The following is a 14164-nucleotide window of genomic DNA, read 5'->3' on the forward strand; positions in this document are numbered from 1 at the left end:
CGAGGCGACGTCGTTGCCCTGCGCGTTGCCCGCGCCGGCGCCGTTGTAGACGCTGCCGATGACGATGGGGCGTTCGATGTCGCCTTCTATAAAGTCGATCAGCACTTCTTGCCCCACGCGCGGCGTGAAGTTGGCGCCCCAGTTGGGCCCGGCCAGGGGCACGGCCACGCGCACCCAGGTGCCGGCCGAGGCATCAGCCGGTGCGTTGGCCTGGCTCGGGTGGTCGAGCCGCGAGCTGCTGCCCGCGCCGCGTTGCCAGTGGAACTGCACCTTGATGCGGTGGTCGCGGTCGGTGTGCAGCGGCTCGCCCAGGCCGACGACGAGGGCGGTCTGCACGCCCAGCGACGCTGACGGCCCCGCCGCGTCGGCCTGCGCGGCGCGCACGGGCACGGCCAGCGGTTGCACGGTGGCCTGGTTGACGTAGAGCGGCTCGGCGCTGGCGTTGCCCGCCTGGTCGCTCAGGTTGCCGGCGATAGCGTCGGCGCCGAGGTTGTTGCGGGCGCGGTGCTCGACGCGCAGGATGGCGTAGCGGGTGTCGGGCGCGCCCGATGCGGTGGATGCGGCGGTGGCCAGCGCCTCCAGCGCGTTGCTGCTGTGGTCGGCGAGCGTGAACCAGCTGCCCGGCGCGAAGGCGCGCACGGTGCCGGCCGCTTGGCTGCGCGCGGCGCGCGATTGCAGCGCGTCGAGCTGGCGCCGGGCCAGGCGTTGGGCTTGGGCAGCGTCTTCCCAGCCGTAGAGGCCGGGCTGGTCGCGCCAGGCGAGGTCGGCTTGCAAGCCGGCGGGCGGGGTGGACTCGGCCGAGGCGGGGCGCTGGCCGAGGGTGCGGTAGTCGTAGCTGGCCAGGGCGACGCGGCTGGGGGCGAGGGCGGCGCGGCGGGTGAAGCGTTGCAGGGCGTCGGCCGCCAGCGTGGGGCCGGCCTGGGTGTAGCGCACCACGGGCTGCGGGCTCGCGCTGAACGCGCCGTTGTGGTCGGCGATCACCAGGGTGTGGCGGCCCAGGGTGGTGTCGTCGGTGCGGGTGTGCTCGAACCACGCGAACAGGCCTTCTTCGCGCAGCAGGCGCAGCACGAAGTCGAGGTCGGACTGCTCGTGTTGCACGCACAGGCTGCGGCGCGGGTAGGCGGCCGCGTCGGCCAGGTCGAAACGCCACGCGGCACCGAGCGAGTCGGTGTAGTCGCCGAAAACGGATTCGAGAATCTGCGGGACGGTCTGGTCTTGGAAGACGAACGCGTCGTGGCGCTGGGCCAGCAAGGCCAGCCAGGGTTCGATGACGAGTTGGTAGCGCGTGAGGCCGCCGCCTCGCGGGCCGGCGTCGCTGCCCAGGCGCGTGGCGGCGGTGACGCGGCCGTGGAAGGGGCGCAAGGCGTGGTCGGCCAGCAGCAGGTCGACGCGGGCGGGCTGGCCGAGCAGGGCGGCGAGGTCGAGGTCGTCTTGCGGGCTGACGGCGGTGAGGGTGAGACGAAAGCCGCTGGGCGCGTCGGGTGCGTCGTCGGGGCAGAGGGCCTCGATGGCGTGCAGGCGCTCGGCGGTGAGCGACAGCCCCGCCGCGAGGGTGCCGGGTGCGAGATGCAGACGCAGCAGCCGCGTGGCTTGCGACAGCCCGCCGAGCAATGCGGCGAGCTCGTCCTGCACGTCAGCCGCGAGGCTGGACAGGCGGTTCATGATCGGTCCCTGAGTTCGTTTGTTAGTGGCGCGTATTGTGGCGTCGCGCCGCCGTTTGTTGGCGCGCCGGGGCCCCGCCCGCTCGGGGGATGGCGGCGGTGGCGGTAGGCCGTGCGCCCCTGAAGATGCGCCACGCGCGGCTGTTGCATTCGTTCACAACTTGGGCGGCGCGGAGGCCGGGGCCCGCGCTAGCGTGAAGACCGTCACGCCGCCGTTCGGCCGTTCGACGCGCCGAGGCGGGCCCGACTCAAGTGCGGCGGTTTGGGGTCGAAGAGTCAAACAAAAAGGCCGTTGCATGACCTTGCTGGGCGCTTTCGCGCACGACCATTCCGATGCTGATCCGCAGCTCGCGCGCCAGATTCGCGCCGAGCAGGTGCGCCTGTTGTTCGCGCATTCGCCGCTGCCGATCTGGCTCGCCACCCTCTTTGCCGTCGGCATGGGTATCGTCTTGCAAGACGACCTGGGCGCGGCCAAGGTGTGGACCTGGGTGGTGCTCAAGGTGGCCGCCGCCGTGCCGCGCCTGATTCAAGTGCGGCTCTACGCGCGCGCGGCCGACCGGCACGATCCGATCTGGTATCGATCCTTTCTGGCGCTGCTGCTGGTGGACGGCGCCGCGTGGGGCATGGCGGGCAGCTGGTTGCTGCCCTATCAGCAGCCCGATGCCGCGTCGCTGGTGACCTCGTGCATGCTGGGCGGGGCGGCGATGGCCACTTTCGTGCTGCAAGCCGACATGAAGGCCAACGCGCTGTTCGTGCTGCCGATGCTGGTGCCCACCGCGCTGACCGCGCTGCGTCGGCCGGATCTGTACAGCGTGTTCGGCGGCGCGGGCGTGCTGTGCTTCGCCGCCATCTTGCTGATGGAGGGGCGGCGCTCCGAGCAGGCCCTCGTCGAGCTGCTTTGGCTGCGCTTCACCACCGACCGCGTGGCGCAGGAGCGCGCCCAGGCGCTGGTGCAGGCCGAGCGCCACAGCGCCGTCAAGAGCCAGTTTCTGGCCACCATGAGCCACGAGTTGCGCACGCCGCTGCACGGCATGCTGGGGCTGACGCGGCTCGTGCACGCCCACGAAAGCGACCCCGCCCTGAAGCACCATCTCGAACTCGCCGAGCGCTCGGGCGAGCACCTGCTCAACGTCATCAACGATGTGCTCGATTTCTCGAAGATCGACGCCGGCCATGTCCGCGTCGAGTCGCAACCCTTCGATCTGGCCGGACTGATCCAGGAGCTGGCCGAGCTGTGGCGCGTGCCGGCGGCCGACAAGGGCATCGAGTTGCGCGTGCAGGTCGAGCCGGGCGCGCACCGCGTGTTGGGCGACGCGGCACGGGTGCGCCAGGTTCTGCACAACCTGCTGGGCAACGCCATCAAGTTCACCGAGCAGGGGCACGTGGCGCTGCGCGTGCGGCGCGATGCCGCCAGCGGACAGGTGGTGATGGCCGTCGAGGACTCCGGCATCGGCATCGCCTCGGCCGATCTGCCGCGCGTGTTCGAGGCCTTTCACCAGGTGGACAACCGGCTGGGGCGGCGCTACACCGGCACCGGCCTGGGCCTGACCATCTCGCGCGAGATCAGCCGGGCCATGGGCGGCGACCTCACTTGCACCAGCGCGCCGGGGCGGGGGTCCACCTTCACCTTGTCGGTGCCGCTGCCGCCCGTGCAGGACGCGCCGTCCTCCGCGCTCGCCCCGATAGCCGAAGCCCCGCCACAAGGGCACACTACCGCCTCTCCCGCCCTGCAAGGGCGCGTGCTGCTGGCTGAGGACAATCCGGTCAATGCGTTGCTGGCCGAGGCCATCTTGCAGCGTCTGGGCCTCGAAGTGCAGGTCGTGACCGACGGCCGGGCCGCGGTGGAGGCAGTGAAACACGGGTCACCCGATGTGGTGTTGATGGATTGTCAGATGCCGGTGATGGATGGGTTCGAGGCGACGCGCCAGATTCGCGTCGAGCAAGCACGGGCGCGCGGTCGACGCGTGCCGATCATCGCGCTCACGGCCAGCGCCCTCGAGGGCGACCGTGACCGCTGCCTCGCCGCGGGCATGGACGGACACCTCTCGAAGCCTTTTCGCGACCACCAACTCGTGGCCCTGCTGACGCCTTATCTGGCGTTCGCCCAGGGCCCTGCCGCATGAGATCGCCGATGCGCGCCACCGCCCTCACCGACGACGATCCGCAGCTCGGCCCCGCCGTGCGCGCCGAGCGCAACCGGATGCTGTTCGAGCACACCGCCTCGATCTGCACGGTCAGCCTGATCGTGTCGATGGTGGTGGCCCTGGTCATCTACAACCAGGACAACGCCTCGCGCGTCTGGGTCTGGTTTGCCGCCAAGGTCGTGACCGTCGTGCTGCGCTTGATCCAGCTGCAGGCTTACCGTCGCAGCCCTCACCGCGAGGCGCCCATGTGGCGCGTCACCCTGCTGGTCGTGCTGGTGCTCGACGCGCTGGTGTGGGGTCTGGGCAGCTACTGGATGATGTTCAGCGACAGCCTCACCGAGGCGGCCATCGTGGCGCTCACCCTGGTGGGCGCCAGCGCCGTGACCACGCTGGTCTTGCAGTCCGACATGCTGTGCAACGTGGCCTACAACGTCCCGCTGATGCTGCCCATCCTGGTGGGGTTGTTCCAGCGCGGCGACCTGTTCGGCACCTATTGCGGCGCGGCGGGCTCGATCTTCATGATCGTGATGCTGCTTGAAGGCCATCGTGCCGAGCTGCGCATCATCGAGCTCGTCAGCCTGCGCTGCACCACCGACCGCATTGCCCAGCAGCTGTCCGACGCCCTGCGCCAGGCGCAGCTGCACAGTGCCTACAAGAGCCAGTTCCTGGCCAACATGAGCCACGAGATGCGCACGCCGCTGCACGGCATCCTGGGCCTGACCCGGCTGTTGCGCCAGCGCCAGACCGAGCGCGACGTGCTCAAGCAATTCGACCTCGTCGAGCGCTCCGGCGAGCACCTGCTCAACGTCATCAACGACGTGCTCGACCTCTCGCGCATCGAGGCCGGCCGCATGGTGATCCAGTCGCAGGTGTTCGACCTGCGCGAGCTCATCGACGACGTGGCCACCCTGTCGGGTGTCAACATCCGCAGCAAGGGGTTGGACCTGGTCACGCAGTTCGATCTGCCGACGCCCTGCTACGTGATGGGCGACGCGGCGCGGGTGCGTCAGGTGCTGCACAACCTGCTGGGCAATGCCATCAAGTTCACCGAGGTCGGACAGGTCGCGCTGCGCGTGTCGCGCGACCAGGTGGGCGGCCACGTGAGCATCGAGATCGAAGACACCGGCATCGGCATTTCGCCGGCCGATCTGCCGCGCATCTTCGAGGCCTTCACGCAGGCCGAAGCCTCGTTCGATCGCCGCTTCGGCGGCACCGGGCTGGGCTTGACCATCTCTCGCGAATTGGGCCGCGCCATGGGCGGCGACATCGTCTGCACCAGCCAGGTCGGCGTGGGATCGCGCTTCGTCTTCCGCGTTCCGCTGCCGCCGGTGGCCGCGCCGGCCAGCGCGTCGGTGGTGCCGGTGTCGCGCGACGACACGCTGCAAGGCCACGTGCTGCTGGCCGAGGACAACGAGGTCAACGCGATGGTGGCGCAGGCCACGCTGGAGCGCCTGGGCTTGAAGGTCGATACCGTCGAGAACGGCGAGCAGGCCGTGGCCTTCATGCGGCACCACGAGCCCGACATCGTGCTGATGGACTGCCAGATGCCGCTGCTCGACGGCTTCGAGGCCACGCGCCAGATTCGCGAGATCGAAGGCCACCTGCATCGCGTGCGCGTGCCGGTCGTGGCCCTGACCGCCAACGCGCTCGAGGGCGACCGCGAGCGCTGCCTGTCGGCCGGCATGGACGACCACCTGTCCAAGCCCTTCAAGGACGAAGACCTCGAACAGGTGCTGCGCCGCTATCTGCCCGGCTCCCGCCCGGCACCCGGCGACGCGGCGCCCGCGCGCAACGTCGCCTGAGCCGGGCCGCGCCTCCGGCGAGCGCTATTGAGCGTTATTGCTTGACGGCCTCGATCTGGATCACCAGGTGCACGCTGTCCGGAATGAAGGGCAGCATCGCGTTGATGCCGAAGTCGCTGCGCGTGATGGTGGTGTCGAAATCGCCGCCGCACACCTCGCGCTTGAGCATCGGGCTCTGGTAGCAGTTGTAGTTCAGCGCCTTCAGCGTCACCGGCTTGGTCTGGCCGTGCAGCGTCAGGGCGCCCGTCACGGCCGTCACCTTGTCGCCGTCGAAGCTGAACTGGTCGCCCACGAACTTGGCCGTCGGGTAGGTGGCCGACTCGAAGAACTCCTTCTTCAAGTGCGCGTTGAACGGCTCGGTGCCGGTGTTGATCGAGTTGGTGTCGATCGTCACCTCGACGCGGCCGGTCTTGGCGGCGCGGTCGAGCGTCACCGAGCCCTCCTTCTTGTCGAAGCGGCCGCGGTTGGTCGAGGTGCCGAAGTGACGCACCTCGAAGGTCACGAAGGTGTGCGTCGGGTCGATCGCGTAGGTGGCGGTCTCGGCCTGGGCCACGGAGGCGGCCAGGGCGGACACGGCGGCGAGGGCGAGAGCGGGGATCGAATTCATGGGGACTCCAGTCGGTTGCGGTGAAACGTTTGCCGTCGAGCCGGCAGGGTTGAACGAAGGCCGGGCGCGTCGGTTTACAGCGGCGCCATCCCGGTCAGGGTGAGCTTGAATTTCACGAGCACGTCGTCGGCCACCATCGAGGGGTCGGCCCATTCGCCGTCGCCGATCTTGAAGGCCGTGCGCTTGAGCGTGAAGCTGCCGGTGGCGGTGGCGTTGCCCGCGCCTTGCGTCAGCGTCACTGGCACCACCACGTCTCGCGCGGTGCCCTTGATGGTCAGCTTGCCGGCCGCTTCAAACTTGTTGCCGCCCACGCCGCGCAGCGCGGTCGACACGAACGTGGCCTTCGGGAACTTCGCCGTGTCGAACCACGCCGCCTTGGCCAGCTCGGCCTCGGTTTCGGCCGCGCCCAGGCTGGCGCTGCCCAGCTCCACCGTCAAGTTCACGTGGCCGGTTTGCGGCTGCCTGGGGTTGAAGTCGATCTGCGCGCTGAACTGCCGAAAGCGGCCGTCCACCGGCACGCCCATCTGCTTGCTGGTGAAGGCGATCTCGCTTTGCGCCGGCACCAGCTTGATCGCGCTGACCGCCTTGGCGGGGCCTTCGGCACGCGCCGTGCCGGTGGCCAACAGGGTCAGCAGCGCGACGGTGGCTGCCGCGGCCCTCGGCGAGGGGCGCCAGACGCGGCGGGCGGGCGAGGCTTGCAACATGGTGTGACTCCTTGCAACGAACGGGTGGAGGTTCAGCGCGCCGGCCGCATGCGGTCGAGCAGGCCGTCGCGGTCGATCAGCTGATGCTTGAGCGCAGCGGCAACGTGCAGCGCCACCAGCGCGGCCAGCCCGAAGGCGGCAATCTCGTGCCAGGGCTTGATCAGCTTGGCCAGCGCCTTGTCGGGCGACACGAAGTCCGGCAGCGGCAGCACGCCGAACCACACGATCGGAAAGCCCGCCGCCGAGCTGTAGGCCCAGCCCGTCAGCGGCACCAGAAAGAAAAACAGGTACATCAGGTGGTGCGTGCCGTGGTAGGCCGTGCGCTGCCACGCCGGCATGGCGTCGGCCAGACGGCTCGGCAGGGCCGGCGGGCGATGCGTCAAACGCCACAACAGCCGCAGCGCGGACAGCGCCAGGATCGTCACCCCCGCCCACTTGTGCCAGTTGTAGAGCTTCAGCCGCGTCGGCGAAATCGGCAGATCGGCCATGTAGAGCCCCACGCAGAACGCCCCCACGATGGCCAGCGCCAGCAGCCAGTGCAGCCAGATGGCGACGCGGCCGTAGCGTTCGTGCGGGGCAAGCGGGGTGGTGGCGTGGGGCATGACAAGTCTCCTGGGTGGGGTAGCGTTGCCGGGCAGGCGCTGCATCCATGCTGGTCAGCTTAGCGAGCCCGGGGTGGTGGCGGATTCAGGTCGCTTCACGCGAGGCTTCAAGCCATTTGAATGTTCGATCGAGGGCGCGCCAACCTCATCCGGGAAGATGCGGGCTTGTCAGCCTGTTCACAAACCGCTCTCGGCGCCCCCTCGGTTGCGGGGGCCGTTCGAGGACTGCCCCTAGTTGGCGCCCCGCCGCCTTGCCGGCATCGTTACGACCGAGCGCGGCATTTGAAAAAATGTTTTGTCACAAGCCCGGTTTTGCTCGGCCGGATCATCGCGCCCGGTTTCATTTCCCTCATCGGATCTTCTGACATGCCTGTTGTACCTGTATTGCCCGGCGTCGCCGGACTGGATGGCTGGTCGTTGTGGCAACGCGGCCGCATCACGGCAGCCAACGTGACGTGGAGCGCGGATGCCTCTGATTCCAGCGCGCAGCAGAACTTCATCCTGACGCCTCTGGCTGTCAACAAAAGCTACAACGCCATCCGCCTGGTGTTGAGCGCAGGCAGCAACACCGCGGGCTGGTTCGACATGCTGCAGATCGCCCAGCAGGGCTGGGACGATTCGAGCACGACGCTGGTGACGAGCGGGCAACCCATCAGCGAGATAGCCGCCAACATCGACGCCATCCTCGTCAAATGCGCGCAGCTCGGCCTGGGCGTCATCCTCGACTGCCACGACTTTCTGCAGCGCGACCAGGACGACGGTTCGACGGGCGAGCTGTGGGTCGGCTCCAATGCCGCCTCATACCGGCAGCTGCTGCAGGATTTCTGGACCAAAACCGTGACGCGCTGGGGCCCGACCAACTGGCCGAACGTCTGGAGCTCGCAAGGGCAGACCGATGCGGCCGGCCCCTCGCCCGTCATCGGCTACGAGCTCCTCAACGAGCCCAACCCCGATCCTTCGCTCACCTTCACCCAGATGCAGGCGCAGGAGGACAACAACTGGTGGGCGCTCGCCGACAAGTGCATCAAGGCGATCCGCCAACTCGACGCCACGACGCCCATCGTCGTGGACGGCATCTACTACGCCGCCCCCCATGGCCTGAAGTATTTCGACGCGACCAGCACGGGTGCCCGGGGCCCGCTGTACGACTACACCTACAGCAGCGGCAGCGGCAGTTACGCCTTCAAGGCGGCGGCCGACGCCCGCATCGTCTACTCCTTCCATTTCTACGGCCCGCGCGACTACACCCACCAGGGCGTCGAAGACGGCCTGTATGCCGCCCTGGGGTTGCTCTATCCGCTCAACAAGCGGACCGCCGGGGCGGTGATGCACACCCGCTGGCATGACGGCGCAGTGTCCAGCGGCGCGACCCAGAAGGACGGCTACCTGAGCTTCAACGGCTACACCGACTTGCTGGCGCGGGTACAACCGGCGCTGGACTTTCACACGAACAACCCCAGCGTGCCCATCTTCGTCGGCGAGTTCTCGGCCGTGAACCCGGCCCTGCTGGGCTCCGAGCAGGTCAGCAGCACAGCCGCTCATTCGCGCGTCATCACCAAGATCGAGGTGATCGACGGCGCAGCGAAGGTCACGCTGCAGAGCAACCCCAGCATCAACTTCTACCCGCAGGGGCAGAACGGGGGGCCCTACAACGATTACGCCCTGGCCAAGATCGAGAACGCCACGAATGCGGCCTACGACTACAGCACCTTCGTGGCCGTGCGTATCGAAGACGGCAACCCCATCTGGAAGACTCCGTCGGGCGCGGCGGCCTTCCAGTACAGCAACCCGCCCACCGGCACGCTGGGCGGTGGTTCGACCCAGGTCGCAACCCTGACGCTCAAGCCGGCGGCCAGCGCTGCAGACATCGACGCCGCGCGCTGCGCCTACATCAAGGACGTCTTGCAGATGTGCCTCACGCAGGGCTTCTCGTGGGGCTATTGGGCCGAGGACGGCTACGTGGCCGATGCCGCCACGGTAGACACCTTGCCCAGCGGCGTCTTCATCGGATGGCGTCCGTCACCAGCGATGTCGTCGCTCTTGACCCTGGCGGCCACCCGCCGCACGGTTTCGAAGTCTTGAACCGCAGGGGATCGACATGACCATTTCCAGACGCGACTTCCTGCTGGCTGGCTCGGCGCTCTCCACGCTGTGGCTGACCGGTTGCGGCGGCGGGGCCAGTGCGGGCGGCCAGCCGACTGCGACGACTGCAGCGGCAGTCGGCTCATGCATCGCCACGTCGGTGACCAACGCGACTGCGGGCCACGGCGATTACGCCGTGACGTTCTCGAACACCACGGCCTTTGCGCACGCCGATATCCCGCTGATGCTGGTGTCCGCCGTGGGCGAAAGATTCATGGGTTGCACGAACCAGATCGTGATCGGAGTGGAGTCCCCGGATCAGGAGTTGACGCTCTGTTTTGTGCAGACGCTGACCGACGCGCAAACTTGCAACGGCAATATCGTGCGGGCCTTGCGCCTGCATCTGTCAATTCCGCACGACGCCAGCAGCACCACGCTGTTGCTAGGCGACACGTTCACTTGGGCTGCCGATTCTGCAAACCCGACCGGAGGCCAGAAATTGTTTAGCGGCGAGCTCATCGTGACTGACCCGCAGGCGGACGACGGCAACAACTGCGCGGCCTACCAGATCACCGGCGGAACGTTGGTACTGGATGAGCTCGGCCTCGGCACAGCAACATTGCGATTGACCAATGTGACCGCCACGGCCGCCGCGGCCGGTAGTGGCAACAACGCGGCTTATGCCAGCGGGGGGCAAGTGCAGATGGACGGCACGCTGGGTCTGATGTTTGAGTCGCTGTCGCTGATTCCGATCGCAGCTTGATAGGTACTCAGGCTATCCCCTTTGCCAATTCGCGTCGTTGTGCCACATTCGGTACCACGCCCCGTCGGGCGGTTAACAGGGTCAGGTCTTGTCTTTCTCGAATTCGTCTGCAAGCAGCGTGGCGCCGCGTGACGCTGCGAGGGTGGCGACGGCCTTGTCGCCGCTGGCGCCAGCTTGCGCCGACGGGGGCACCATGGCTTGTTCGGTGCTGGCTTCGGCGGTGTGTCGCGCCTTGCTGCGACATGCGGTGGCGCGCACCGCCAGCGCCTGGGGCGTGTGGTGCGTGCCGCGCCCGGGTGGCGCCGGGCATTTCAACGTGTTGTGGTGCAACGCCGAGGGCGTGGCTGGCGTGCTCGACTGGTCGGGCGACGAAGTGCGGCGCGTGTTCGGCTCGGTGTTGTCCAGCGGCTTGCCGACGGTGTGCAACGACGTGCCGCCGTCCTGGCGCGCCTTGTTGGCGGGCGGCGAGCTGGCCGCTGCGCAGGATCAGGCCGACACCTGGCGGAGCTGGCTGGGCGTGTCGCTGGCCGACGTGGCGGGTTCGCGCGCGCTGCTGGGGCTGGCCGATCGCGACGGCGGGTACGCCTTGGCGCAGGTGGACGACTGGCGCCAGACGCTGGACTCGCTGGCGGCGGTGTCCGGGGTCGATCTGACGCAGGCGGTGCCCGAGCAGGTGGCGGAGCGGACGAGCCGGGCCAAGAGCGAGTTCTTGTCGCGCATGAGCCATGAGCTGCGCACGCCGCTCAATGCCATGCTGGGTTTTGCGCAGTTGCTGCGGGCCGACGTGCACCAGCCGCTGAGCACGACCCAGCGCGATCGGCTGGAGCACATCGAGCAGGCCGGGTCGCACCTGATGACGATCATCACCGACGTGCTCGATCTCTCGCGCATCGAGGCGGGCGGCCTGGCCTTGTCGATCGAGCCCTTGCGGCTGAGCGAGGTGATCGAGGACGCCATCGAGCAGGTGCAGCCGCAGGCGCGCGCCAAGGGCATCCGGCCGCAGTACACGCCGCCGGCGCCGGGCAGCGCGCAGGCCGACTACGGCGTGCGGGCCGACCGCGTGCGCTTGCGTCAGGCCCTGATGAATCTGCTGAGCAATGCCATCAAGTACAACCTGGCCGGCGGCAGCGTGAAGGTCAGCGTGGCGCCCGAGTCAGGCTGGATGGCCGTCTCCGTGACGGACAGCGGCCCCGGCCTGAGCGCCGAGCAGCAGGCGCGCCTGTTCGAGCCGTTCAATCGACAGGGTGCCGGGCGCGGCGGCGTCGAGGGCTCGGGCATCGGGCTGGTGATCGTGCGCAAGCTGATGGCGCTGATGGGAGGCTCGTTGCGCTTGCACAGCGAGGTGGGCCGGGGTTCGAGCTTCACGCTGCGCCTGCCGGCCACGGCCTTGCCGACGGGCGCGGTGCTCGACCAGGCAGCCGATGCCGAGCCGCCGCTGCTGCTGGTGGCCGAGTCGGCGGACGGCGCGCCGGCGGCTCCGCGCAACGAGGGCCACGCCTTCACGGTGCTGTACGCCGAGGACAACGAGGTCAACGTGGAGCTGGTGCGGCAGGTGATGCGAATGCGGCCCGCCTACCGGCTGCTGGTGGCGCACAGCGGGGCACAGGCCGTCGAGCTGGTGCGCGCGCAGCGGCCCGACGTGCTGCTGCTCGACATGCATCTGGGCGACATGTCCGGCATCGACGTGGTGGTGACGCTCGACCGCGACGCGGCCACGGCGGGCATTCCGCGCCTGGCGCTGTCGGCCGACGCCATGCCCGATCACATCCGGGCGGCGCGGCAGTATGGCTTCGACATCTACCTGACCAAGCCGCTCGACGTGTCGGCGCTGCTGAACAGCCTGGACGATTTCGCCGCGAAGGCGGAGGCCGCCGCCGGGCGATGAGCCCGGGCGGTGGGGCGGCTCAGAGGCGCAGATCGGCGACGAGCCGGCCGCCCACGAACAGCAGCGGCTGGGCGCCCAGGCGGCGGCTGCAGCGTTCGACCTGGCCGATGAAGATCACGTGGTCACCCGCATCGTGGTGGCTGTGGTGGAAGCACTCGAACACCGCGGCGGCGTCGGCGATCACGGGGGTGCCACTGGCGCCGTCGAACCACGGCACGCCGTCGAAGCGGTCGAGCGCCTTGCTGGCGAAGCGCTCGGCCAGCGGGCGCTGCTCGGCGGTCAACACGTTGATGCAGAAATGCGTGCCCGCCGTGAAGGCCGGCAGCGAGTTCGAGCGCCGCGACAGGCTCCACAGCACCAGCGGCGGCTCCAGCGACACCGAGTTGAACGAGTTGGCCGTGAGCCCCACGGCGTGGCCTTGCGCGTCACGCGTGGTCACGATGGTGACCCCGGTGGCGAACTGCCCCAGCGCGGCACGAAATTCTTGCGATGTGAAGTCGGGCGGGGTGGCGACGGGGCGGGCGGCGGGGTTGGGTGACACGGGGCTGGACGCGGGTGGCGGGTGGCGCAAATGCGAAAGCGCATTGTCGCTGGCTTCGTCGCATTTGGGGCGGCGTCGTCGGACGAGGCATCATCCACACCCATGAACAGGTGTGAAGCAGTGGGCAGGGCCCGGGTATTCGTGGCGTGGCTGATCTTGGCGAGCGTGGCGTGGGGCGGCGGCGCGCGGGCAACGGGCACGGCCGCCACGTTCTGCGCGGCGGCGACCCAACGTCTGCCCAACCTGCCCGCGCCCGTCTGCGCCCGAGCCATGCTGGTGGACAGCGGCGCGCGCAGCGTGCGGGGCCAGCCGCTGTGGCAGCGCGACGTGGTGGCGCCGCACGCGGTGCGCAAGGTGCTGGTGATCGGCGGCATCCACGGCGACGAGCGCTCGTCCAGCGCGCTGGTGTTCCACTGGATCCAGCACGCCGTGCTGACCCCGAGCGACGTGCACTGGCGCTTCGTGCCCATGGTCAACCCCGACGGCACCCTGCGCGAGCCGCCCACCCGCACCAACGCCAATGGTGTCGACCTCAACCGCAACTTCCCCACGCCCAATTGGGACAAGGAAGCGCCCGTCTACTGGAACCAGCGCACCGGCAAGGACCCGCGCCGCTGGCCCGGCCCCAAGCCGCTGTCGGAGCCCGAATCGCGCTGGCTGCTCGATGAGATGGAGCGCTGGAAGCCCGACCTCATCGTCTCGGTGCACGCGCCCTACGGCGTGCTCGACTTCGACGGCCCGATCGTGCCGCCGCAGCGCCTGGGCCGGCTCTACCTCGATCAGGTCGGCATCTTCCCGGGCAGCCTGGGCAACTGGGGCGGCGTGCACAAGCACGTGCCGGTGGTGACCATCGAGCTCAACAACGCGCGCCAGACGCCCACCGACGCCGAGATGCGCCAGATGTGGCTCGACCTGCTGCGCTGGATCGGCGACCGCCTGGGAGCCAGCTGATGCAAGGCCTGCTCACGACCTGGCGGCTCGCCGCCGTGCTGCTGCTGGGCTTCGCGTCCGGCCTGCCCTTGGCTCTTACCGGCCAGGCCATGCAGGCCTGGATGAGCGCCGAGCACGTCGACGTGGCCACCATCGGCTTTCTGAGCCTGGTCGGCCTGCCCTACACCTTCAAGTTTCTGTGGGCGCCGTTGATGGACCGCTTCGAGCTGCCCGGCCTCGGGCGCCGGCGCGGCTGGATGGTCCTGACGCAATTGCTGCTGGCCGCCCTGCTGTATGTGATGGCCGGCACCTCGCCCACCGGCGCCACGCGCGTCTTCGCCCTGCTGGCCGTGGCCGTGGCCTTCTTGTCGGCCTCGCAAGACGTGGTGATCGACGCCTATCGCACCGACCTGCTCAGCAGCGCCGAGCGCGGCCTGGGTTCG

The 14164-nt window shown here is 68.9% G+C and carries 11 protein-coding genes and 1 pseudogene; 7 read left to right on the plus strand and 5 right to left on the minus strand.

The features are described from left to right. Nucleotides 1–1662 (minus strand): type VI secretion system Vgr family protein (locus ACE3SS_RS12540; protein ID WP_374594419.1); only part of this gene is annotated, 1662 nt, incomplete at its 3' end. 295 nt (nucleotides 1663–1957) lie between these two features. Here ACE3SS_RS12540 and ACE3SS_RS12545 point away from each other — a divergent pair. After that, complete coding sequence (locus ACE3SS_RS12545) at nucleotides 1958–3784, plus strand: ATP-binding protein (RefSeq protein WP_374594421.1); 1827 nt, start codon at nucleotides 1958–1960, stop codon at nucleotides 3782–3784. Between the two features lie 8 nt (nucleotides 3785–3792). Next, nucleotides 3793–5607: an ATP-binding protein gene (locus ACE3SS_RS12550; RefSeq protein ID WP_374594423.1), complete on the plus strand. Its 1815-nt coding sequence runs from the start codon at nucleotides 3793–3795 to the stop codon at nucleotides 5605–5607. 34 nt (nucleotides 5608–5641) lie between these two features. Here ACE3SS_RS12550 and ACE3SS_RS12555 read toward each other — a convergent pair whose 3' ends face one another. The 3 genes from ACE3SS_RS12555 to ACE3SS_RS12565 all read right to left on the minus strand — a co-directional run bounded on the left by ACE3SS_RS12555 (nucleotide 5642) and on the right by ACE3SS_RS12565 (nucleotide 7520). Then, nucleotides 5642–6214, minus strand: coding sequence for a YceI family protein (locus ACE3SS_RS12555; RefSeq protein WP_374594425.1), 573 nt, complete (start codon nucleotides 6212–6214; stop codon nucleotides 5642–5644). 74 nt (nucleotides 6215–6288) lie between these two features. After that, the gene (locus ACE3SS_RS12560) at nucleotides 6289–6918 is read right to left on the minus strand and encodes a YceI family protein (protein WP_374594427.1); all 630 of its coding nucleotides are present in this window, start codon (nucleotides 6916–6918) and stop codon (nucleotides 6289–6291) included. Nucleotides 6919–6950: 32 nt separating this feature from the next. After that, nucleotides 6951–7520: a cytochrome b gene (locus ACE3SS_RS12565; protein ID WP_374594429.1), complete on the minus strand. Its 570-nt coding sequence runs from the start codon at nucleotides 7518–7520 to the stop codon at nucleotides 6951–6953. Nucleotides 7521–7886: 366 nt separating this feature from the next. On the opposite strand from ACE3SS_RS12565, the gene ACE3SS_RS12570 reads away from it, so the two are divergent. The 3 genes from ACE3SS_RS12570 to ACE3SS_RS12580 all read left to right on the plus strand — a co-directional run bounded on the left by ACE3SS_RS12570 (nucleotide 7887) and on the right by ACE3SS_RS12580 (nucleotide 12250). Further along, the gene (locus ACE3SS_RS12570; RefSeq protein ID WP_374594431.1) at nucleotides 7887–9602 is read left to right on the plus strand and encodes a glycoside hydrolase family 5 protein; all 1716 of its coding nucleotides are present in this window, start codon (nucleotides 7887–7889) and stop codon (nucleotides 9600–9602) included. Nucleotides 9603–9618: 16 nt separating this feature from the next. Continuing rightward, nucleotides 9619–10365: a hypothetical protein gene (locus tag ACE3SS_RS12575; RefSeq protein WP_374594433.1), complete on the plus strand. Its 747-nt coding sequence runs from the start codon at nucleotides 9619–9621 to the stop codon at nucleotides 10363–10365. Nucleotides 10366–10558: 193 nt separating this feature from the next. After that, entirely contained in the window at nucleotides 10559–12250 is a 1692-nt protein-coding gene (locus ACE3SS_RS12580) for a hybrid sensor histidine kinase/response regulator (RefSeq protein ID WP_374594435.1), read from the plus strand. 19 nt (nucleotides 12251–12269) lie between these two features. On the opposite strand, the gene ACE3SS_RS12585 is transcribed toward ACE3SS_RS12580, so the two are convergent. Continuing rightward, complete coding sequence (locus ACE3SS_RS12585; RefSeq protein ID WP_374594437.1) at nucleotides 12270–12791, minus strand: flavin reductase family protein; 522 nt, start codon at nucleotides 12789–12791, stop codon at nucleotides 12270–12272. Between the two features lie 102 nt (nucleotides 12792–12893). Here ACE3SS_RS12585 and ACE3SS_RS12590 point away from each other — a divergent pair, with 102 nt between their 5' ends. Further along, nucleotides 12894–13742 (plus strand): M14 family zinc carboxypeptidase, encoded by an 849-nt coding sequence (locus ACE3SS_RS12590; RefSeq protein WP_374594438.1) that lies wholly within the window; start codon nucleotides 12894–12896, stop codon nucleotides 13740–13742. Next, a pseudogene (locus ACE3SS_RS12595) lies at nucleotides 13742–14164 on the plus strand (MFS transporter); the annotation flags it as partial. The gene ACE3SS_RS12590 and the pseudogene ACE3SS_RS12595, both read left to right, overlap by 1 nt.

The organism is Aquabacterium sp. (genome assembly GCF_041915145.1).
GTDB lineage: Bacteria > Pseudomonadota > Gammaproteobacteria > Burkholderiales > Burkholderiaceae_C > Aquabacterium.